This window comes from Amycolatopsis sp. NBC_01286 (assembly GCF_035982555.1).
Lineage (GTDB): Bacteria > Actinomycetota > Actinomycetes > Mycobacteriales > Pseudonocardiaceae > Amycolatopsis.
The window spans coordinates 186,382-206,398 of sequence record NZ_CP108428.1 but is presented as its reverse complement, the minus strand read 5'-3'; the positions used below and the strand labels follow the sequence as shown (position 1 = coordinate 206,398).

Genomic DNA, 20,017 nt, shown 5'->3' with positions numbered 1-20,017 from the left:
CAGAGAACGGTCAGATGGACGTCGTAGCAGGCCGCATCGCCAAGGCGCACGGAATCCGCGGGGAACTCGCGGTCGACGTGCGCACGGATTCGCCGGAAGAGCGGTTCAAGGTCGGTGCGGCCGTCACGACGAAGCTGCGTGACGGCAGCAAAAGGGAACTCACCATCGCAGCCGCCCGCGAACACAGCGGGCGGCTGCTGGTGCGTTTCGAGGAGGTCCTGACCCGCGACGTCGCCGAGACGCTGCGGGGCGCGCTGCTGCTCGTCGACACCGACGCGCTGCCGCCGACCACCGACCCCGACGAGTTCTACGACCACGAGCTGGCCGGTCTGCGGGCCGAGCTGCTCGACGGCACCGTCCTCGGCAAGGTCGTCGAGGTCGTCCACTCGCCCGCGGGCGAGCTGCTGGAGCTCGACGTCGAGGGCCGCGAGGTGCTGGTGCCCTTCGTGCGGGCGATCGTCCCCACCGTGGACGTCGCCGGCGGCCGGGTCGTGCTCGACCCGCCGGAAGGGCTGCTGGACGCCTGAGATGCGGATCGACGTCGTCACCATTTTCCCCGAATACCTCGACCCGCTGCGCGCCGCGCTGCTGGGCCGGGCCATCGACCGCGGGCTCATCGAAGTCGGCGTGCACGACCTGCGCGAATGGACCCACGACGTCCACCGCGCGGTCGACGACGCGCCGTACGGCGGCGGTCCCGGCATGGTCATGAAGCCGCAGATCTGGGGCCCGGCGCTGGACGACGTCTGCCGTCCGGAGACCCGGCTGGTCGTGCCGACGCCGGCCGGGCGCCCCTTCACGCAGGAGCTCGCGCACGCGTACGCCGAGGAGAAGCACCTGGTCTTCGCGTGCGGCCGCTACGAGGGCATCGACCAGCGCGTCGTCGACGACGCCGCCCGCCGGATGCCGGTCGACGAGGTGTCGATCGGCGACTACGTCCTGGTCGGCGGCGAGGCGGCGGTGCTCGTCATGGTCGAGGCCGTCGTCCGGCTGCTGCCCGGCGTGCTCGGCAACGCCCGCTCGGCCGCCGAGGACTCCTTCTCCGACGGCCTGCTCGAAGGGCCCAGCTACACGCGGCCCGAGGTGTGGCGGGAGCTGCCGGTGCCCGAGGTGTTGCGGTCCGGGAACCACGCCCTGATCGACCGCTGGCGCCGTGACCAGGCCCTGGATCGCACCGCCCGCCGCCGCCCCGACCTCCTGGCCGCGCTGCCGGAAGGCAGTCTGGACAAGCACGATCGCGGGGTCCTGGAGGGCTTGAGCGCCGCCGACCCCGAGCGGGCTTAGGGGCGGTTCTCCCGCCGGAACCCCGGTCTGTAATACTTGACAGGTTGGCGTGAGTGGACTTCCTCGTTCACGAGCCCGCCATCAGCCCCCTTGGGTCGCCCGCAGCAGCATCGTTGCGCGCGGTGCGCCTTTCGGGATGTGTACGCAAGCCATACGAAGACGAGGACGGACCACCGATGAACACCCTGGACGCGCTGGACAAGCAGTCACTGCGTTCCGACATCCCGGCCTTCCGCCCGGGCGACACGCTCAAGGTGCACGTCCGCGTCATCGAGGGCAACCGCGAGCGCAACCAGGTCTTCCAGGGCGTCGTGATCCGCCGTCAGGGCGGCGGCATCCGGGAGACCTTCACCGTTCGCAAGGTCTCCTTCGGTGTCGGCGTGGAGCGCACCTTCCCGGTGCACTCGCCGAACGTGGCCGAGGTCGAGGTCCACAAGCGCGGCGACGTGCGGCGCGCGAAGCTGTACTACCTGCGCGACCTGCGCGGCAAGAAGGCCAAGATCAAGGAGCGTCGCGAGAACCGCGAGACGGCTAACTGAGTCACAACCCGGTTACCGGTAGCCTGACGACGTGGCCGAACCCGTGTCCCAGAACGCTCCTGAGGATGACCCCGATCGCTCCGAGGAGAACCAGCCCCGGCTGTCTCGCTCCGAGGAGCGCGGGGGCGCCCGCCGCAGGCGAGCCAAGCCCGCCAAGAAACGGTCGTTCTGGAAGGAACTGCCGATCCTGCTCGTGATCGCCTTGGTGCTCACGATCCTGATCCAGACATTCCTGGCGAAGGTCTTCATGATCCCGTCGGGATCGATGGAGGCCACCCTCCACGGGTGCCCCGGATGCACCGGTGACCGGATCCTCGTCGACCGGGTCACTTACGACTTCACCGAGCCCGGCCCGGGTGACGTGGTCGTGTTCAAGGGCCCGCAGGCGTGGATCAACAACGAGATCCCGCCGCAGGAGTCGAGCAACATCGTGGTCCGCGGGCTCCGCGGCCTCGGCTCGCTGGTCGGGTTCGCCCCGCCGGACGAGCGCGACTTCGTCAAGCGGGTGATCGCGGTCGGCGGCCAGACCGTCCAGTGCTGCGACCCGCAGGGCCGCGTGATCGTGGACGGCAAGGCGCTCGACGAGCCGTACGTCTACTGGGAAGACCCGTCCAACCCGAACGAGAAGCCCTTCGAACCGGTCAAGGTTCCCGCGGGGATGGTCTGGGTGATGGGCGACAACCGCAACAACTCCGACGACTCGCGGTTCCAGGGCGGCGGCGGCGTGAACGGTGCGGTCCCGGTGGACAACATCATCGGCAAGGCGCGGATCATCGTCCTGCCGCCGGGCCGGTGGGGCGGGATCACCGACCACAACCCGCAGGAATCGGCTCAGCCGGTGGCGCTCGGCGCGCCGGAGTGGCAGAGCGGGCTCCCGCTCGGAGCCGGGATCGCGGCGGCCTGGCCGGCGCTGTTCCTCGGGCGCAAGCTCAAGTCCGGACTGCGCCGGACGGCCGGGCGGAAAAGCTAGCCACCCGGACCGTGCCGGCAGACGGGTGATGCAGCCTTGACACTTCCCGTTCCCCTCACCGCGGCCGAGCCGATCCGGCCGCCGCGAGCCGTGGTGCGCGGCGACCTCTTCTGGGGTCTGCAGGGCGCACTCGACCGCCGCGGCCTCGGCCCGGTCGCCGGTGTGGACGAAGCCGGGGCCGGCGCGTGCGCGGGCCCGCTCGTGATCGCGGCCTGCGTGCTCAAACAAGGCGACGCGGCGAGGCTCACCGAGCTGACGGACTCCAAGCTGATGACGGCCAAGGCGCGTGACCGGGTCTACGACCTGGTCCTCGCCCGGGCCGTCGACTACTCGGTGATCGTCGTCCCGACCGCCGAGGTCGACCTCTACGGCATCCGGGTGATGAACCTCGAAGGCATGCGCCGCGCCGCGGCGGCGTTGCGCGTGGCCCCGGGCTACATCCTCACCGACGGGTTCCGCGTCCCGGGCCTCACCGCCCCGAACGCCGCGGTGATCAAGGGCGACCGGACGGTGGCCGCCATCGCGGCCGCGTCGGTGCTGGCGAAGGTGACCCGGGACCGCATCATGGCCGGTCACCACGACGACCTGCCGCACTACGGTTTCGACGTGCACAAGGGATACAGCACGGCAGACCACCTGTCGGCGCTGCGCGAACACGGGCCCAGCGACGTCCACCGCTGGTCGTACACGAACGTCGCCACGGCGGCGATCGCGCACGGCATGCGGCCCGAGCGCCCGGTCGTCCTGACCTACGCGGCACTGGAGAAAGCCATGGAGAAGGACGCCGGTGCGAGCCTGGCCGCCGTCCTCGACGAAGCTTTGGACCCACAACTCAGCCTGCCGTTGCATGCCCCGAGCGCCGGCGTAGGTCACAATGAACGCTCCGCCGGCGGAGCAGGAGCACGATCCCGAGGAGGGGCGCGGATTTCATGAGCGCAGAGGATCTCGAGAAGTACGAGACCGAGATGGAGCTCTCGCTGTACCGCGAGTACCGCGACATCGTCGGCCAGTTCTCGTACGTGGTGGAGACCGAGCGGCGGTTCTACCTGGCCAACGCGGTGGACGTCCAGGTCCGCGACGGCGGTGGCGAGGTGTACTTCGAGGTCCGCATGTCCGACGCGTGGGTCTGGGACATGTACCGCCCCGCCCGGTTCGTCAAGCACGTGCGGGTGATCACCTTCAAGGACGTCAACGTCGAGGAGCTGGACAAGCCGGACCTCCGGCTTCCCGAAGACGGCCCGTTCTCGGGCTGAGCTTCCCCGTCACACCGGCGAAACCGCGCTACCAGGCGCGGTTTCGCCGGTTTTGTCGTCTCCGGGCCCCTTGCCGGGGTCCGTGCCCCTAGCACGCCGCACCGACATTTCCGGTCCCACGCCGGCTCTGGGCGGGCAGTTGTCCACATCCCCCCGGTTGTCCACAACCCGGCGATCCGGGTCTGGTCTCCCCGCCACGCGCCCTGGCAACGTCGTTCACGCACGCACCGTGATCACCGGGACCGCCCCGGTGACCGCCGCGGCGCGGCGAGGGGACGAAACACGATGACGGGCACCGACCAGCTCGCGAGACACCGCCGCGACTTCGGCACCTGGGGCGAGGACGTGGCCGCGCGGCACCTGCAGGACCGCGGCCTGGTCCTGCTCGCCCGCAACTGGCGCTGCCGCGAGGGCGAGCTCGACCTCGTCCTCACCGACCGCACCCGGGTCGTCTTCTGCGAGGTCAAAACCCGGTCCGGAACCGAGTTCGGCCTGCCGTCGGAGACCGTCACCGAGGAGAAGGCCGGCCGGGTCCGCCGCGCGGCGCAACGCTGGCTGCGCGAGTTCCGCATCGGCTGGTGCCCCATCCGGTACGACGTCGTCACGATCCTCGCCGAAGCCGGCGCCTGCCCGCGGCTGCAGCACATCGAGGCGGCGTTCTGATGCCGATCGCCAAGTCCTGGTCGGTCGCCCTGCTGGGCATCGACGGCCGCGTCATCGAGATCGAAGCCGACCTCGGCGGCGGCCTGAGCCGCGTCACCCTCGTCGGGCTGCCGGACGCCGGTCTGCGCGAGGCGAAGGACCGCGTCCGCTCCGCCGTGCGCAACTCCGGGCAGCCCTGGCCCGACGGCAAGGTGACACTCGGCCTGTCCCCGGCGAACCTGCCCAAGGTCGGCTCGGCCTACGACCTCGGCATCGCGGTGGCCGTGCTCGCGGCGACGGGTGCCGTCCCGGCGACGCGCTTGCTCGGCACGGTCCTGCTCGGCGAACTCGCCTTGGACGGCCGGGTCCGCTCGGTCCGCGGTGTCCTCCCGGGCCTGCTCGCGGCGCGCGCGGCCGGCTACGAGCGAGCCGTCGTCCCGGCGGATTCCCTCGTCGAGGCGGCGTTGGTCGACGGCATCGAGGTGGCGGGTGCGACCCACCTGCGTGACCTGGTGGGCTGGCTGAAGGGCGAAGCCGGCCTGGTCGCCCCGGAACCGCCCGCCCCGGTCGTGCCACCGCAGGTCCCGGACCTCGCCGACGTCGTCGGCCAGCCGGAGGCGCGCTGGGCCCTGGAGGTGGCCGCGGCGGGTGGGCACCACCTGCTGCTCACCGGGCCGCCGGGCGTGGGCAAGACGATGCTCGCGAAGCGGCTGCCCGGCCTGCTCCCGCCGTTGTCGTCCGAGGAGTCCCTGGAAGTCACGGCGGTGCACTCGGTCGACGGTTCGCTGTCGAAGTCGTCGCCACTGGTCACGGTCCCGCCGTTCGTCGCCCCGCACCACTCGATCTCGGTGCCGGCCCTGATCGGCGGCGGCAGCGGCCTCGCGTCCCCCGGCGCGATCAGCCGCGCCCACCGCGGAGTCCTGTTCCTCGACGAGGTCTGCGAGTTCGGCAGCCAGCGCCTGGAATCCCTGCGGACGATCCTGGAGGAGGGCGAAGTCCGCATCGCCCGCGTCAAGGGCTCGATCACCTACCCGGCGCGGTTCCAGCTCGTGCTGGCGTCGAACCCGTGCGCGTGCGCCCCGCCGAAGGACGTGGACTGCGTTTGTTCCCCGATGGCCCGCCGCCGTTACCTCGGCCGCTTGTCGGGCCCGTTGCTGGATCGGGTGGACCTCCGGGTCCGTCTGCGTCCGCTGAGCGCGATCAGCGTCCACGACACGGACACGGCGGAGTCCTCGGAGACGGTCCGCGCCCGGGTGCTGGAAGCCCGCGCCCGCGCGGCCCACCGCTGGCAGGACTACGGCTGGCGCGCGAACTCGGAGGTCCCCGGCCCGGCCCTGCGGCGCGAGTTCGCCCTCCCGCCGTCGTCGACGGTCCTCCTGGACCGGGCCATGGACCGGGGAATCCTGAGCGGCCGGGGAGCGGACCGCTGCCTGCGCATCGCCTGGACCCTGGCCGACCTGGACGCCGAACCCCGCCCGGGTCCCGAACAGGTCGGCTCGGCGCTGGCCTTCCGAGAGCGGGTCGCGGCATGAGCACTCCCGAATGTCCGCCCGCCGGATGCCTGCCCGGTGAGTCCGAGCCCGGCTCCGAACCGGCCGGCTCCGCACCCACCGTCGGAGAGCGCGCCGACGAACTGCACCGGGCCCGCGCCTACCTGCTGCGGGTCGCCGAGCCACCGGCCCCCGCGCTCGTCGCCTTCGTGGCCCAGCACGGGCCCGTGGAGGCCGCCGCTCGCGTGTGGCGTGGTGACTGCCCGCCCGACGTGCTGAAGGCGACCGAGGCCCGGCGGGCGTACAACCTCGTCGGCCAGGACTTCGAACGGGCCGCGGCTGTCGGGGCCCGGCTGGTCGTGCCCGAGGACGACGAATGGCCGGCCTGGCCACTCCTCTCCCTCGACCTCGCCGCCCAGCGCGGGGTCACGGAAGCTGTGCCACCACTGGCGCTCTGGGTCGCCGGCGACATCCCGCTCGGCACCGCGGCCGATCGCGCCGTGGCGGTGGTCGGCGCCCGGGCCTCGACCGACTACGGCAACCAGCACGCCACCGATATTTCCCTCGGGCTCGCCACCCGAGGCGTGCCGGTCTTTTCCGGGGCGGCCTACGGCATCGACGGCGTGGCCCACCGCGCCGCGCTCGCCGCGGCGGGGGTCACCGTCGCGGTGCTGGGGTGCGCCATCGACGCGGGCTATCCCGCGGGGCACGTCGCGCTGCTCACCCGCATCGCCGGCAGCGGTGGCGCGGTGGTCAGCGAGTACCCGCCCGGCACCCCGCCGGCGCGGCACCGGTTCCTGGTCCGCAACCGGCTCATCGCGGCCCTCACCGAAGGCACCGTGGTGGTCGAGGCCGGGCGGCGCAGCGGCGCGCGCAACACCGCGAGCACCGCCGGCGTGCTGGGCAAGGTGGTGATGGCCGTGCCCGGGCCGATCACGTCGGCCATGTCGGTCGGCTGCCACGAGCTGATCCGGGACGCCCGGGCCACGCTGGTCTCGACGGTCGACGAGGTCCTCGAGACCGTGGGCCTCTTCGGCGTCGTGGAAGCCGGCACCGCGGCCCGGCCGAAACGGCGCACCGACCGGCTGGGCCCCGACGCGCTGCGGGCGTACGAGGCGCTGGCCGTGCGCGCGGACCGGTCCGACGCCGAGATCGCGGCCGAGTCCGGGGTTCCGCTGCGGACCGTGCGGGCCCTGCTGCCGGAGCTGGAGATCGACGGATTCGCCGTCCGCGGCGAGGCGGGCTGGCGACGGCGGAAGGAAAGCGCGTGAAGACCACGGATTCCCGGCGAAATCGTCGAATATGTTCGGCCGGACCGGTGGGCCCGCGTGGCGATCCTTGACCGGCGGCGGATGTTCGCGCAGCGTGACATCCATGCCGCCGCCACCTCGATCCCGCCGGCCGGACCTGCGCGGGCTCCGGGACACCCTCCCCGAGCCGGTCCGGGCCGTGATCACCGGTTACGAGCGGCACCTCGGGCTCGAGCGAGGCCTTTCCGCGCACACCGTCCGCGCGTACGTCGGTGACGCGGTGTCGCTCCTGGGCTTCGTCGCCGAGGCCGGGGGCGGGCTCGCGGATGTGGACCTCGCCCGACTGCGGGCGTGGCTCGCGGCGCAGCAGACCGGCGGGGCCAGCCGCACGACGCTCGCCCGGCGGGCGGCCTCGGCCCGGACGTTCACCGCCTGGGCGCACCGCACCGAGGTGCTCGCCACCGACCCCGGGGGCCGGCTGGCCGCCCCGCGGGCGCACCGCACCCTGCCGGGGGTGCTGCGGGCCGCTCAGGCGGGGGAGGTCATGCGGGCGTCGGCGGCCGGCGCGGCGGAACGTGATCCGATCGCCCTGCGTGATCGCGCGATCGTCGAGCTGCTCTACGCCACGGGCATCCGGGTGTCCGAGTTGTGCGGCTTGGACCTCGGCGGCGCGGACTTCTCCCGGCGTGTCGTGACCGTGCTCGGCAAGGGCAGCAAGGAGCGGGTGGTCCCGTTCGGCGTCCCCGCGGCCGGGGCGCTGGGCGACTGGATCGAGGAGGGGCGTCCGAAGATCCTCGGCGAAAGCGCCGGTGGGAGCGTCGAGCCCGCGCTCTTCCTCGGTGTCCGGGGGAAACGCCTCGACCCGCGGGCGGTGCGCCGCGTGGTCCACGACGCCGTCACGGCGGTGCCCGGAGCACAGGACATGGGCCCGCACGGCCTGCGCCATTCGGCGGCGACACATCTGCTGGAAGGGGGCGCCGATCTCAGGAGCGTTCAGGAACTGCTTGGTCACGCTACGCTTGCCACGACGCAGCTCTACACTCATGTGACCGTCGACCGGTTGAAAGCGATCCATGACCGAGCGCATCCCAGGGCGTGAAGTGCCCCGGGGAGCCTCGCCGGGGTCGTCACCAGCGGGCCTGGCGGCGCACGCGCATTCGCACGAGCACGGAGACGACACTGAGCCGCATGCCGAGAACGACGGTGCAATGACCGCAGGACCGCACGTCACCGACGCCACCGGAGTGAACACTCGCGGTGCCGCCGCCGTGCCCGCGGAATCTCGGGCCGCCTACGACGTCGACGCCGGTATCGCGGCGCTGTGGCAGCAGTTCGCCGACAGCCCGGACCAGGCGTCGCGCGATCGGCTCGTGCTGCACTACGCCCCGCTGGTCAAGTACGTCGCCGGCCGGGTCGGCACCGGTTTGCCCACCCACGTCGACGTCGGTGACCTCGTGCAGTCCGGCATCTTCGGGCTCGTCGACGCGATCGAGAAGTTCGACCCCGAACGCGGCCTGCGCTTCGAGACCTACGCGATGCAGCGCATCCGTGGCGCGATCCTCGACGACCTCCGCTCGCAGGACTGGGTCCCGCGCGCGGTCCGGAGCAAGGCGAAGGAAGCCGAGCGCGCGATGGAGCGCCTGGGCGCCCGCCTGCACCGCACCCCGACCGACGCGGAGCTGGCCGTCGAGCTCGGCATCGGTCTCGACGACCTGCGCGACTTCTACGGCCAGCTGCAGCTCACCAGCGTCGTCGCGCTGGAGGACCTGGTGGCCGCGGGCAAGGACAGCGGGTCCCTGGTTGACACCATCCCCGACGACGACGCGGTGGACCCGGTCGCGGTCCTGGTCGACCAGGACAACCGCCGCCAGCTCGCGCAGGCGATCGGGCAGCTGTCCGAGCGCGACAAGATCGTGGTCAGCCTCTACTACTTCGAGAGCCTGACCCTCGCCGAGATCGGCAAGGTCCTCGGCGTCACCGAGTCGCGGGTCAGCCAGCTGCACACCCGCGCCGTCATGCGGCTGCGCGCCAAGCTGGTCGAGCAGACCGGCAGCTGATCACGGACCACCGCCCCACGGCTTGAGCCGGTACGCGCCCACCTCACCGGTCAGGGACAGCGGATCGACGTACTCCTCACCCCGGCGCACCCCCCAGTGCAGACACGCGGCGACCGCGCAGCCGGGATGCCCGGCGAGAACGGTGCCGAGCACCTGCCCGCGAAACACCTGCTCACCGGCGGCCACCTTCGGCGCGACGGGCTCATAGGTGGTGCGCAGCCCGCCATCGTGGTCCACGGAGATCACCGGCCGCCCGGCCACAAGCCCGGCGAACACGACCACCCCCGCATCGGCCGCCAGAACGTCCTGCCCGGGCACCGCGGCCAGGTCGACCCCGCGATGCCCGGGCCCGTAAGGCGTTTCCGGCGCGTCGAAGTACTTGGCAACCACCGGATCGGGTGACAGAGGCCAGGAAAGCCGCGGCTGAGGCACAGCCCACGCATCAGCCACCGCGGGGAGGCCCCACCCGAATCCGGGTGACGGCGGGACAATCGGATCGGGTAGCTCGCGCACGGCAGCCCAGGACGACGCTGCGCCCGGGGACCATGCCCGGATGCGATCCCGATCCGCGAGGACCGATGCAGTGCGCGCCAGTCCTGCCGATCCTGCGGCGCCTGAGAAGGCAGAGTTGGTCGCCCCTGCAATCTCCGTGGCGTTCGCGAAGCCGGGTCCGGTGGGGCCTGCGAGTGCCGCAGCGTCCGCGACCTGAAAGCGGGTCGCCGCTGCGAGCGCCGCAGCATCTGTGAGGCCGGGGCTGCCCGCCGCAAGCGCCGCAGCGTCTGCGGGGCGGAGGCCGAGCACACCCGCTGCGGGCGCCGCAGCGTCCGAGATGCCGGAGCCGCTCGCTCTGGTGAGCGCCGCGGCGTCTGCCGAGGGTGCCCTGGCCGCCACTGGCCCGGCGACGGGCGGGCCGAACGCCCAAGCCGCCAGCACCACAGCGCCCGCGAAAGCGGCCGTGACCAGGGCAATCAGCCCCGCGCCACGACCCGGTACCCCACCTCTGAACCCCTTGATCGACTCCACCCGTCCAGCCTGCGGCACCTGCGAACCACTTGGGGTCCGATGCCCGGATCTGTGGACAACTCACCCCGTTGTGGACAACCCGGCCCGGCGGTGGCCGCCGGTGGGGGAGGGGCTGGTGGCAGGGGGTAGAATCTTTTCCGCGGTCCGTGTGAGCGGACTGACTTCGCGTGCACGTGCGCGTTCCCCCGGCATTGGATCACCTGCCGGGGCGAGTCGCACGGTGTTCGGCGGTCCCTGTGGTCCTTCGCCTCAGGGTCCGGACACCGGCACGGGCACCAGGGCGAGCGGCCTCCCGGCCGCGAGCGACAAAACCGAGTAGCGCGGCAGGGTCCTCAAGGGCTCCGGCGCGCACGACACAGAAGAGGTCGATTCCGGCAATGGCCGTCGTCACCATGAAGCAGCTGCTCGACAGCGGCGTCCACTTCGGGCACCAGACCCGTCGGTGGAACCCGAAGATGAAGCGCTACATCTTCACCGAGCGCAACGGCATCTACATCATCGACCTGCAGCAGACGCTGACCTACATCGACCGTGCGTACGAGTTCATCAAGGAAACCGTCGCGCACGGCGGCACGATCATGTTCGTCGGCACGAAGAAGCAGGCTCAGGAAGCCATCGCGGCCGAAGCCTCGCGCGTGGGCATGCCCTACGTGAACCAGCGCTGGCTCGGCGGCATGCTGACCAACTTCCAGACCGTGCACAAGCGTCTTCTCCGCCTGAAGGAGCTCGAGTCGCGGGAGCAGACCGGCGGCTTCGAGGGTCTCACCAAGCGCGAGATCCTGACGCTGACCCGCGAGAAGGACAAGCTCGAGAAGACCCTCGGCGGTATCCGCGACATGGCCAAGGTGCCGAGCATCGTGTGGATCGTCGACACCAAGAAGGAGCACATCGCCGTCGGCGAGGCTCGCAAGCTGAACATCCCGGTCGTCGCGATCCTGGACACCAACTGCGACCCGGACGAGGTCGACTACCCGATCCCGGGCAACGACGACGCCATCCGGTCGGCCGCGCTGCTGACCAAGGTCGTCGCCGAGGCCGCTGCCGCCGGTCTCATGCAGCGCTCCAGCCGCAACGGTGCTTCGGCCGACTCCAAGCCGGAGCCGGGTGTCGCCACCGACGAGCCGCTGGCCGAGTGGGAGAAGGAGCTGCTCGCCGGCTCCGAGACCGCCGCCGCCGACGCGACCGAGGCGGCCGCGGCCGTCGACGCTCCGGTCGAGACGCCGGCCGAGGCCCCCGCCGAGGCCGAGCAGGCGACCGCCTCCTCCTGATCCACCGCTGTCCGTGCGGCCGGGCCGGATCCCGGCCCGGCCGCACGGATGTCGCTCCCCCCAAGGATTTCACGTACCTGAAAAGGACGGATTTAGCAGAATGGCGAACTACACCGCCGCTGACGTGAAGCGCCTGCGCGAGATGACCGGCGCCGGCTTCATGGACTGCAAGAAGGCGATGGAGGAGAACGACGGCGACTTCGACAAGGCCGTCGAGTTCCTCCGCATCAAGGGCGCCAAGGACGTCGGCAAGCGCGCCGAGCGCGCCACCGCCGAAGGCCTCGTCGCCGGCGCCGGCGGCGTCCTGATCGAGCTCGACTCCGAGACCGACTTCGTCGCGAAGAACGCCGAGTTCCAGGCGCTCGCCGCGAAGATCGTCGAGGTCGCGAAGACCGTCAAGACCAGCGACGTGGACGCCCTCAAGGGCGCCGAGCTGGACGGCAAGACGGTCAACGAGGTCGTGCAGGAGCTGTCCGCCCGCATCGGCGAGAAGCTCGAGCTGCGCCGCGTCGTGTCCTTCGAGGGCCAGACCACGAGCTACCTGCACCGCCGCGGCTCGGACCTGCCGCCGGCCGTCGGCGTGCTCGTCGAGTTCACCGGTGACGACACCGAGGCCGCCCGCGCCGCCGCCATGCAGGTCGCCGCGCTGCGCGCGAAGTACCTGACCCGCGACGAGGTGCCCGCCGAGATCGTCGAGAACGAGCGCTCCATCGCGGAGAAGACCGCCCGTGAAGAGGGCAAGCCGGAGCAGGCGATGACGAAGATCGTCGAAGGCAAGGTCAACGCGTACTACAAGGACAACGTGCTGCTCGAGCAGCCGTCGGTCAAGGACAACAAGAAGACCGTCAAGGCCCTGCTCGACGCGGCGGGCGTGACGATCACGAAGTTCGCCCGTTTCGAGGTCGGCCAGGCCTGAGGCCAGGTCCGGGCGTAGGTTTCACCCCCAGTGCCCCGTCTCCGTCCATCGGGGACGGGGCACTGCCGGGTCCAGAAGAAGATTTTTCGAGGGTCGAAGCGCCTAGGAGGCGACATAGATGGGTGACCGGGTCGAAGGTGGCTACCGCCGGGTGCTGCTGAAGCTGGGCGGCGAGATGTTCGGCGGTGGTTCGATCGGCGTCGATCCGGATGTCGTCCACTCGGTCGCGCAGCAGATCGCCGACGTCGCCCGCACCGGCGTCCAGGTCGCCGTCGTGATCGGCGGTGGCAACTACTTCCGCGGCGCCGAGCTGTCGCAGCGTGGCATGGACCGCGACCGCGCCGACTACATGGCGATGCTGGGCACCGTGATGAACTGCCTGGCGCTGCAGGACTTCCTGGAGAAGGAGGGCCTGCCCACCCGGGTGCAGACCGCGATCACGATGGGTCAGGTCGCCGAGCCGTACATCCCGCGCCGCGCCGAGCGGCACCTGGAGAAGGGCCGCGTCGTGATCTTCGGCGCCGGGGTCGGCATGCCGTACTTCTCCACGGACACCGCGGCCGCGCAGCGGGCGCTCGAGCTGGGCTGCGAGGCCGTGCTGATGGCGAAGGCCGTCGACGGCGTCTACACCGCGGACCCGAAGAGCGACCCGACCGCCGAGATGTTCCGCGAGATCACCCACCGCGAGGTGCTGGAGCGGGACCTCAAGGTCGCCGACGCGACGGCGTTCAGCCTCTGCATGGACAACAACATGCCGATCATCGTGTTCAACCTGCTCACCGAGGGGAACATCGCCCGCGCGGTGAGTGGTGAAAGAATCGGGACCCTGGTCTGTACCCCCGCCGACGGGGTACCTGCCTAGACCTGCTGGGATCAGCCAGGCGCCACACCATCACAACAACGGGAGTAGCCGTGATCGACGAGACCCTCCTCGATGCCGAGGAGAAGATGGAAAAAGCGGTGTCCGTCGCGAAGGACGACCTGACGTCGGTGCGCACCGGCCGGGCCACCTCGTCGATGTTCTCGCGCATCGTGGTCGAGTACTACGGTGCGCCGACCCCGCTGAACCAGCTGGCCAGCGTGAACGTGCCGGAAGCCCGGATGGCGCTGATCAAGCCCTACGACCAGACCCAGCTCAACGCCATCGAGAAGGCCATCCGCGAGTCCGACCTCGGGGTCAACCCGAGCAACGACGGCCAGGTCATCCGCATCGTCATCCCGCAGCTCACCGAGGAGCGGCGCAAGGAGATGGTGAAGGTCGCCAAGGGCAAGGGCGAGGACGCGCGGGTGACCATCCGCAGCATCCGCCGCAAGGCCAAGGAAGAGCTCGACCGCATCGGCAAGGACGGCGAAGCGGGCGAAGACGAGGTCGTGCGCGCGGAGAAGGAACTGCAGAACCTCACCGACACGTACTCGCACAAGGTCGACGAGCTGGTCAAGCACAAGGAAGCCGAGCTGCTCGAGGTCTGATGGCACAGGTGAGCGAGGAACGCGAAGACCGGGTGGACGCCACCGGCGAAGAACCGGCGGCCGGTCCCGGGACACCGGAACCGGCCACATCCGGCGAGCCGGCATCGGCCCGGCTGAACGGCGCTGCTGGGGAGGCTTCGGCTCAGCCGACAGAGGCCGTCGCGCCGGGTTCCGCTCGGACGAACGGCGCTGCTGCGCCGGCTTCGACGCAGCCGGGCGGCACTGCCGAGGTTGGCGCTGTCGAGACCGCCGCGTCGGCTGAAGCGACTGCGTCGACAGTGGCGCAGCCGGGCGGTGCTGCCGAGGCTGGGGCAGCCGAGACTCCGCCGGTGGTGGCGCCTGAAGCCAAGAAGGGCTCCAAGGCCGGGCGTAATCTGCCCGCGGCCATCGGTGTCGGATTGCTGCTCGGGGCCGCGATCATCGTTTCCCTGCTCACCGTGCGCTTCATCTTCATCGGGATCATCGCGGTCGCCATCGCGGTCGGCACCTTCGAGTTCGCCGGCGTGCTGCGCCGCGTGGCCGACACCCGGATCGCCGTGATTCCGGTGCTGGTCGGCGGGCAGGCGATGATCTGGCTGGCCTGGCCGTTCGGCCGGGAAGGCGCGCTGACGGCGTTCGTCCTCACCGTGCTCGCCTGCCTGCTCTGGCGGCTGCCCGGCGGCGCGAAGGGCTACCTGCGCGACATCAGCGCGTCGGCGTTCGCCGCGGCCTACCTGCCGCTGTTCGGCGCGTTCGCGGCGATGCTCGTGCCACCTTCGGACGGCGTCGGGCGCGTTCTCACCTTCCTGATCGGCGTTGTCGCCTCGGACACCGGTGGGTACATCGCCGGCGTTCTCGGCGGGAAGCACCCGATGGCGCCCAGCATCAGCCCGAAGAAGACCTGGGAAGGCTTCGCGGGTTCGGTGGTCGGTGGCGTCGTGGCCGGAGCACTGACGCTCAGCCTGCTGCTCGACGGCCACGTCTGGCAGGGCGTGATCTTCGGCGTCGCGATCGTGCTCACCGCTACCCTCGGCGACCTCGTCGAGTCGCTGATCAAGCGCGACCTGGGCGTCAAGGACATGGGCACGCTGCTGCCCGGGCACGGCGGGATCATGGACCGCCTCGACTCGCTGCTGCCCTCAGCCGTGGTGTCCTGGCTGCTGCTCTCGGCGTTCGTGCCGCTGGGCTGACGCGCGGTGCGGGTCGGTCGCCGGTAACCAGGCGCCCGGCTCGTCCCAGCGCATCGTCGCCCGCAGGCCCAGTACCCGCTCGACGACCTGCGCGACTTCCGGCCGGTCGTCGTCTTGCCGGTGCACCAGGGACCACGTCCAGCCCGGGCCCGGGGCGCCGATCGGGCGCCGCACCAGGCTCGGCGGGAACGGCGCCGTGTGCCGCTTCGGTGACTGCAGCACCGGTACCCGCAGCCGCGTCACGTGGTCGAAGAACGCCTGCCCGGTGACGCCGCCGTCGTCGATGTGGACGACCCGGGCGCCGCTCGCCGCCGCGTAGTCCAGCGCGAACTCGTTCCACGCCGGCCACGACGACTGGTCCGAGTCGACCAGCACCGACACCGACGGCGCGGGCACCGTGGCCAACCGGGCCGCAGGCTGATCGCCGGGCACGATCGCCGGCAGCGTCTCGATCCGCACCAGGTGCGCCGCGAGGCCGAGGGAAGACAGCCGCCCGGTGTCCACCCAGGCCAGCGCGAGATCCAGGGTGCCTTCGGCGACCCGGACGACCTGGGTGTGCGACGGCAGCACCCACTCGTCGAGCCGGACGACGTCGCCGAGCAGCCGCGTCAGCTCGGCCGGCAGCCAGCTCACGTGCCCGAGGCGCAGCTTCGTCCGCGCGGTGCCGCGGACCCGGCGCGCGGCCGCGTCGGCCAGCTCCAGGATCTGCCGCGCGTCGCCGACCAGCGCGGCCCCGGCCCGGGTCAGCTCGACGTGCCGCCGGTCGCGGACGAACAGCGCCGCGCCCAGGTCCCGTTCGAGCTTCTTGATCTGCTGTGACAGCGACGGGCTCGCGATGTGCAGCCGCTCGGCCGCCCGTCCGAAGTGCAGTTCCTCCGCGACCGCCAGGAAGTACCGGAGCTGCCGTAGTTCCATGACGGCACGGTAGACCTGCGGTGGGAGGTTCCGCCTACCAGACGTAGGCGATGGTTCGTGGACCACCGAAGCGTCCAGGGGTTTGACTCGGGGCATGCCCGCCGAAACCCGCGCCCCGGCCAAGCTCGCGCTCACCGCCGTCTGCCTGGGCTTCCTGATGATCACCCTCGACGCGACCATCGTGAACCTCGCGCTCCCGGCGATCGGCGCCGACTTCGGCGAGCCGTCGACCGCCGCGCTGCAGTGGGTGGTCGACGCCTACACCGTGACGCTCGCCGCGTTCCTGCTCACCTGGGGCGCCGCCGGCGACCGGTGGGGTTCGCGCCGCGTCTTCGAGGTCGGGGTCGCGGTGTTCGTGCTCGCGAGCATCGCCTGCGCGCTCGCGGGCTCGGCCGCCTGGCTCATCGCCGCGCGGGCGGTGCAGGGCGCGGGCGCCGCCGCGCTGCTGCCGTCGTCGCTGGCGCTGATCGTGCACCAGTTCCCGGACCCGCGGGAGCGGGCCCGCGCGCTCGGCGTGTGGGGCGGGATGAGCGGGGCCGGCCTCGCCGCCGGGCCGGTGCTCGGCGGGCTGGCCGTGGGCCTGGCCGACTGGCGGCTGGTGTTCGCGGTGAACGTGCCGGTCGGGATCGTCGCGATCGTCCTGACGCGCCGCGCGGTCGCCGAACCGCCGCGGCACGCGTCGACCCGCCTGGACCTGGCCGGGCAGCTGACCGGCACGGCGTCACTCGCCTGCCTCGTCGCAGGGTTCATCGAGTCGGGCCACGCCGGTTGGCTCGCCCCGCTGACCCTCACGTTGCTGGCCGGGGGAGTGGCGGCCGGCGCGGTGTTCGTGACCGTCGAACGGCGGGTGCCGGATCCCGTGCTACCGCTGGGGGTCCTGCGGATCCGGAACTTCGCGGTGGCGACCGGCATCGGCGGCCTGTTCAACTTCTGCCTCTACGGCACCCTGTTCTCGCTCGCGCTGTACCTGCAACGCGCCTGGTCACTGGGGGCGCTCGCGGCCGGTCTCGCACTGGTGCCGCTGACGATGGCGGTGGGGCTCAACGCGTTCTTCAGCGGCCGCCTCACCGGACGCTTCGGCGCGCGCGTCCCGATGATCGCGGGCGCGCTGGCCGGGTTCGCCGGTTCGGCCGGCTTCGCGCTGCTGCCCGCGGACCGGGCCATCGTGGCGTTCGTGCTGGTCTCGGTGGTCTTCGGCTGCTGCTCGCTGGCGATGCCCGCGATGACGTCGCTGGCGATGAACTCCTTGCCGGACAAGGCCGGGCTGGCCGCCGGGGTGCTCAACGCGTCCCGTCAGACCGGGGGCGCGATCGGGGTCGCGCTCGTCGGCGCGTTGCTGCCCGCCACCGGGATGTGGCTGGTGGCGGGCGGCTACGCGCTGGTGGTGGTGCTGGCGCTGCTCGGGCGTCAGTCGTCGTAGGGGTCGTCGACCTCGGCGCGCCCCCAGCCTTCGGCGATGCGCGAGTGGTCGATCACGGCGAACACCGCGCCTTCCGGGTCGGCGAGGATCGCCATCCGGCCGAACGGGGTGTCGTACGGCTGGATCACGACGGTGCCGCCGTGCATGAGCGACTCGCCCGCGACGGCGTCCACGCCGCGCGCCGGGTCGATGTCGAAGTACACGAGCCAGTGCGGCGGGGTGTCGAGGCTGTACTCCGAGCCCATCACGTAGCGGTACAGCACCGGCTGGTGCTCGATGAGCCATTCGGCGTAGTCGAGCGATTCGCCGTCGCCGATCTGGTGGCTCGAGTAGTTGAACAGCTTGGTGTAGAAGTGATCCGCCGCGACGCCGTCGTGGGTGTTGAGGTCGGCGCCGCTGAAGGTGTTGGGGATCCCGGTGACGAACTCCCAGTCCGGCGGGACCTCCCAGAACACCACCGGCGCGCCGCACGCGTCGTAGGCGTGCAGGATCGTTCCCCGCTGCGGGATCGGCATCGGGCCGAGCGTCAGCCGGCCGCCGAGGTGCTCCACCCATTCGGCCGCACTCGCCGTGTGCGGCACGGAGATGTGCGGCATCCAGCCCAGCGGCGCGCCCTGGGCGGCGCGGTAGAGCCCGCCGACCGGGAGCTCGTTCAGCGTCGCGATCGCATAACGTCCGTCGGACGTCGCGGGATCGCGTTGAGTGGCGTACATCCAGCCGAAGAGGTCGCCGTAGAATCTCTCCACGACGGCCTGCTCCCGGCAGGCGAGCTCGATCCAGCACGGGATTCCGGCCGGAACCGGGGACGGGGTACTGGGCGGGCCGATCGTCATGAGTGCTCCTCCCGAGACCACCGAATTCTAAGCGTGATCCGTAAGGTTTCCGGCAAGAATCCGCGCCGGAAGAATCACTGCCGGCGGAGCGGGCCCCGGAAGGAGCAGCGGTGCGGTGGTCGTCCCGGCGCGCGGAGGTCGTGCCGAGTCCGAACATCTGGTACTACCAGGCCGATTACGAGCTGGAGAACCGGGCGCAGGACAGCGGCGGCGAGATCTGGCGCGTGCTGCGGGAGGAGTACGACTGGGCCGGCCGGGACGTGCTGGACGTCGGCTGCGGTGACGGCTATCACCTGCCGCGGTTCGCGCGCGACGCGCGGTCGGTGCTGGGGATCGAGCCGCACGAGCCGCTGGTGCGGGACGCGCTGGGGCGCGTGCGGGAGCTGGCGAACGTGGATGTCCGGCTGGGCCGGGCCCAGCGGCTGCCGGTCCGCAGCGCGAGCGTCGACGTCGTGCACGCGCGCACCGCGTACTTCTTCGGGCCCGGGTGCGAGCCCGGGCTGGCGGAGGCCGAGCGGGTGCTGCGGCCGGGTGGGGTGCTGCTGATCGTCGACCTCGACGCGACCAGCGAGCCCTACGGCGGCTGGATGCGTGCCGACCTACCGCGTTACGACCCGGTCGCGGTCGAACGGTTCTTCGCCCGCGCCGGGTTCGCGTGCCGCCGGGTCGTCACCGAGTGGCGTTTCGCGACCGCCGCGGACCTCGAAGCCGTGCTGAAGATCGAGTTCAGCAAACCGATCGCCGAACAGGCGATCACGAAGTCCTTGCAGCGTAACGGGAATCGCGAGACCGACCTGACGCTGCCGGTGGGCTACCGCGTTCACACGCGGGTCAAGCCCACCGGCCTCGTCCTGCCTGGTCACTCCGCGGTCTCTTCGGACGGAGCCGAGGATTCGTCCTCGTCCTCGCCGAGGATGCCGTAGAGCGAGCGCCGGGCGTCGTTGAGCACCTCGGCCGCGCGGGCCTGCTGGCTCTCGGAACCCGCGCGCATGATCTGCACGACGGCGGCGGCCAGGTTCTTGCCCGCCTTGGCCAGCCCGATCTCGGACGGGTCGACGTCCTGCGCGATCTGCTCCCACGGCGGGGTGCTGTCCTGCTGCTCCGCGGCGGTCCGGCCGTCGTCGGTCAGCTCGAACAGCTTCTTGCCGTGCTCGTCCTTGCTGACGACCAGGCCTTCGTCGGCCAGCAGCTGCAGCGTCGGGTAGACCGAGCCGGGGCTCGGCCGCCAGAAGCCGCCGGAGCGTTCGCCGATTTCGCGGATGATCTCGTAGCCGTGCCGGGGCTGCTCGGCGAGCAGCGCCAGGATCGCGGCGCGGACGTCACCGCGCCGGCTGCGACGGCCGCCGTGGCCTCGCCGGCCCGGACCGTGACCCCGGCCGCGTCCGCCACCGGGACCGAAGCCCGGGGGGAAGTCGCCGAAGCCACCAAGACCGCCGAAGGGAGTGCGCCCGCGTTCACGGGCGAAGGGGTGTTCCTGGGTGAAGGGGTGTCGTTGCCTACGCATGTCGTGTTCCTTTC

At 71.5% G+C, this 20,017-nt stretch carries 22 protein-coding genes; 18 read left to right on the top strand and 4 right to left on the bottom strand.

All coding sequences use genetic code 11. The features are described from left to right. The first annotated feature begins 14 nt into the window (after positions 1-14). From rimM to OG570_RS00875, 11 genes are all read left to right on the top strand, one after another. On the top strand, positions 15-527 hold the full coding sequence (gene rimM / locus OG570_RS00925) for a ribosome maturation factor RimM (protein ID WP_247062374.1): 513 nt from the start codon (positions 15-17) through the stop codon (positions 525-527). 1 nt (position 528) lies between these two features. Further along, a complete protein-coding gene (gene trmD / locus OG570_RS00920; RefSeq protein WP_247062375.1) occupies positions 529-1,284 on the top strand; it encodes a tRNA (guanosine(37)-N1)-methyltransferase TrmD in 756 nt (251 codons plus the stop codon). Positions 1,285-1,460: 176 nt separating this feature from the next. Then, positions 1,461-1,823 carry a 50S ribosomal protein L19 gene (gene rplS, locus OG570_RS00915; protein ID WP_247062376.1) on the top strand — a complete coding sequence of 121 codons (363 nt, stop codon included), beginning with the start codon at positions 1,461-1,463 and terminating at the stop codon, positions 1,821-1,823. 31 nt (positions 1,824-1,854) lie between these two features. Continuing rightward, entirely contained in the window at positions 1,855-2,793 is a 939-nt protein-coding gene (gene lepB / locus OG570_RS00910) for a signal peptidase I (RefSeq protein WP_326947173.1), read from the top strand. A gap of 90 nt (positions 2,794-2,883) precedes the next feature. Further along, a complete protein-coding gene (locus tag OG570_RS00905; RefSeq protein WP_247064058.1) occupies positions 2,884-3,726 on the top strand; it encodes a ribonuclease HII in 843 nt (280 codons plus the stop codon). Next, positions 3,723-4,046: a DUF2469 domain-containing protein gene (locus OG570_RS00900; protein WP_003096226.1), complete on the top strand. Its 324-nt coding sequence runs from the start codon at positions 3,723-3,725 to the stop codon at positions 4,044-4,046. The genes OG570_RS00905 and OG570_RS00900 overlap by 4 nt, the downstream gene beginning before the upstream one ends. Positions 4,047-4,331: 285 nt before the next feature. Further along, positions 4,332-4,709: a YraN family protein gene (locus OG570_RS00895; RefSeq protein ID WP_326955225.1), complete on the top strand. Its 378-nt coding sequence runs from the start codon at positions 4,332-4,334 to the stop codon at positions 4,707-4,709. Continuing rightward, positions 4,709-6,220 (top strand): YifB family Mg chelatase-like AAA ATPase, encoded by a 1,512-nt coding sequence (locus tag OG570_RS00890; RefSeq protein ID WP_326955224.1) that lies wholly within the window; start codon positions 4,709-4,711, stop codon positions 6,218-6,220. The genes OG570_RS00895 and OG570_RS00890 overlap by 1 nt, the downstream gene beginning before the upstream one ends. Next, a complete protein-coding gene (dprA, locus tag OG570_RS00885) occupies positions 6,217-7,449 on the top strand; it encodes a DNA-processing protein DprA (RefSeq protein ID WP_326955223.1) in 1,233 nt (410 codons plus the stop codon). Before OG570_RS00890 ends, dprA begins: the two co-directional genes overlap by 4 nt. A gap of 103 nt (positions 7,450-7,552) precedes the next feature. Next, positions 7,553-8,527 (top strand): tyrosine recombinase XerC, encoded by a 975-nt coding sequence (locus OG570_RS00880; protein WP_326955222.1) that lies wholly within the window; start codon positions 7,553-7,555, stop codon positions 8,525-8,527. A 109-nt stretch (positions 8,528-8,636) separates the two neighbouring features. Then, complete coding sequence (locus OG570_RS00875) at positions 8,637-9,485, top strand: FliA/WhiG family RNA polymerase sigma factor (RefSeq protein WP_247062382.1); 849 nt, start codon at positions 8,637-8,639, stop codon at positions 9,483-9,485. On the opposite strand, the gene OG570_RS00870 is transcribed toward OG570_RS00875, so the two are convergent. Further along, on the bottom strand, positions 9,486-9,935 hold the full coding sequence (locus tag OG570_RS00870) for a M23 family metallopeptidase (protein ID WP_326959822.1): 450 nt from the start codon (positions 9,933-9,935) through the stop codon (positions 9,486-9,488). It lies immediately after the preceding gene. A gap of 950 nt (positions 9,936-10,885) precedes the next feature. Between OG570_RS00870 and rpsB the strand changes: the two genes are divergently transcribed. The 5 genes from rpsB to OG570_RS00845 all read left to right on the top strand — a co-directional run bounded on the left by rpsB (position 10,886) and on the right by OG570_RS00845 (position 15,331). Next, positions 10,886-11,776 (top strand): 30S ribosomal protein S2, encoded by an 891-nt coding sequence (rpsB, locus tag OG570_RS00865; protein ID WP_326947179.1) that lies wholly within the window; start codon positions 10,886-10,888, stop codon positions 11,774-11,776. A 100-nt stretch (positions 11,777-11,876) separates the two neighbouring features. Next, entirely contained in the window at positions 11,877-12,692 is an 816-nt protein-coding gene (tsf, locus tag OG570_RS00860; RefSeq protein WP_326947180.1) for a translation elongation factor Ts, read from the top strand. Positions 12,693-12,810: 118 nt separating this feature from the next. Next, positions 12,811-13,554: a UMP kinase gene (gene pyrH, locus OG570_RS00855; protein WP_247062389.1), complete on the top strand. Its 744-nt coding sequence runs from the start codon at positions 12,811-12,813 to the stop codon at positions 13,552-13,554. A gap of 50 nt (positions 13,555-13,604) precedes the next feature. Continuing rightward, positions 13,605-14,162, top strand: a complete 558-nt coding sequence (frr, locus tag OG570_RS00850) for a ribosome recycling factor (RefSeq protein WP_247062391.1) — start codon at positions 13,605-13,607, stop codon at positions 14,160-14,162. Between the two features lie 329 nt (positions 14,163-14,491). Then, positions 14,492-15,331: a phosphatidate cytidylyltransferase gene (locus tag OG570_RS00845; RefSeq protein WP_326959820.1), complete on the top strand. Its 840-nt coding sequence runs from the start codon at positions 14,492-14,494 to the stop codon at positions 15,329-15,331. On the opposite strand, the gene OG570_RS00840 is transcribed toward OG570_RS00845, so the two are convergent. Next, the gene (locus OG570_RS00840; protein WP_326955221.1) at positions 15,281-16,246 is read right to left on the bottom strand and encodes a LysR family transcriptional regulator; all 966 of its coding nucleotides are present in this window, start codon (positions 16,244-16,246) and stop codon (positions 15,281-15,283) included. The two genes, OG570_RS00845 and OG570_RS00840, sit on opposite strands and share 51 nt — an antisense overlap. 94 nt (positions 16,247-16,340) lie before the next feature. On the opposite strand from OG570_RS00840, the gene OG570_RS00835 reads away from it, so the two are divergent. Beyond that, the gene (locus tag OG570_RS00835) at positions 16,341-17,666 is read left to right on the top strand and encodes an MFS transporter (RefSeq protein ID WP_326955220.1); all 1,326 of its coding nucleotides are present in this window, start codon (positions 16,341-16,343) and stop codon (positions 17,664-17,666) included. Here OG570_RS00835 and OG570_RS00830 read toward each other — a convergent pair. Beyond that, complete coding sequence (locus OG570_RS00830; RefSeq protein WP_326947183.1) at positions 17,654-18,499, bottom strand: VOC family protein; 846 nt, start codon at positions 18,497-18,499, stop codon at positions 17,654-17,656. The two genes, OG570_RS00835 and OG570_RS00830, sit on opposite strands and share 13 nt — an antisense overlap. A gap of 110 nt (positions 18,500-18,609) precedes the next feature. Here OG570_RS00830 and OG570_RS00825 point away from each other — a divergent pair, with 110 nt between their 5' ends. After that, complete coding sequence (locus OG570_RS00825) at positions 18,610-19,422, top strand: class I SAM-dependent methyltransferase (RefSeq protein ID WP_326955219.1); 813 nt, start codon at positions 18,610-18,612, stop codon at positions 19,420-19,422. Here the strand turns inward: OG570_RS00825 and OG570_RS00820 are convergent. Continuing rightward, positions 19,359-20,003 (bottom strand): PadR family transcriptional regulator, encoded by a 645-nt coding sequence (locus OG570_RS00820; RefSeq protein ID WP_326947185.1) that lies wholly within the window; start codon positions 20,001-20,003, stop codon positions 19,359-19,361. The two genes, OG570_RS00825 and OG570_RS00820, sit on opposite strands and share 64 nt — an antisense overlap. Between the last annotated feature and the right edge of the window lie 14 nt (positions 20,004-20,017).

What these genes read in the sequence shown, in the direction of transcription:
- rimM (WP_247062374.1), top strand. Translation starts at nt 15, where the DNA reads ATGGACGTCGTAGCAGGCCGCATCGCCAAGGCGCACGGAATCCGCGGG.
- rplS (WP_247062376.1), top strand. Translation starts at nt 1,461, where the DNA reads ATGAACACCCTGGACGCGCTGGACAAGCAGTCACTGCGTTCCGACATC.
- OG570_RS00875 (WP_247062382.1), top strand. Translation starts at nt 8,637, where the DNA reads ATGACCGCAGGACCGCACGTCACCGACGCCACCGGAGTGAACACTCGC.
- OG570_RS00900 (WP_003096226.1), top strand. Translation starts at nt 3,723, where the DNA reads ATGAGCGCAGAGGATCTCGAGAAGTACGAGACCGAGATGGAGCTCTCG.
- OG570_RS00830 (WP_326947183.1), bottom strand. Translation starts at nt 18,499, where the DNA reads ATGACGATCGGCCCGCCCAGTACCCCGTCCCCGGTTCCGGCCGGAATC.
- OG570_RS00840 (WP_326955221.1), bottom strand. Translation starts at nt 16,246, where the DNA reads ATGGAACTACGGCAGCTCCGGTACTTCCTGGCGGTCGCGGAGGAACTG.
- OG570_RS00895 (WP_326955225.1), top strand. Translation starts at nt 4,332, where the DNA reads ATGACGGGCACCGACCAGCTCGCGAGACACCGCCGCGACTTCGGCACC.
- rpsB (WP_326947179.1), top strand. Translation starts at nt 10,886, where the DNA reads ATGGCCGTCGTCACCATGAAGCAGCTGCTCGACAGCGGCGTCCACTTC.
- OG570_RS00820 (WP_326947185.1), bottom strand. Translation starts at nt 20,003, where the DNA reads ATGCGTAGGCAACGACACCCCTTCACCCAGGAACACCCCTTCGCCCGT.
- OG570_RS00880 (WP_326955222.1), top strand. Translation starts at nt 7,553, where the DNA reads ATGCCGCCGCCACCTCGATCCCGCCGGCCGGACCTGCGCGGGCTCCGG.
- dprA (WP_326955223.1), top strand. Translation starts at nt 6,217, where the DNA reads ATGAGCACTCCCGAATGTCCGCCCGCCGGATGCCTGCCCGGTGAGTCC.
- OG570_RS00890 (WP_326955224.1), top strand. Translation starts at nt 4,709, where the DNA reads ATGCCGATCGCCAAGTCCTGGTCGGTCGCCCTGCTGGGCATCGACGGC.
- OG570_RS00835 (WP_326955220.1), top strand. Translation starts at nt 16,341, where the DNA reads ATGCCCGCCGAAACCCGCGCCCCGGCCAAGCTCGCGCTCACCGCCGTC.
- pyrH (WP_247062389.1), top strand. Translation starts at nt 12,811, where the DNA reads ATGGGTGACCGGGTCGAAGGTGGCTACCGCCGGGTGCTGCTGAAGCTG.
- tsf (WP_326947180.1), top strand. Translation starts at nt 11,877, where the DNA reads ATGGCGAACTACACCGCCGCTGACGTGAAGCGCCTGCGCGAGATGACC.
- trmD (WP_247062375.1), top strand. Translation starts at nt 529, where the DNA reads ATGCGGATCGACGTCGTCACCATTTTCCCCGAATACCTCGACCCGCTG.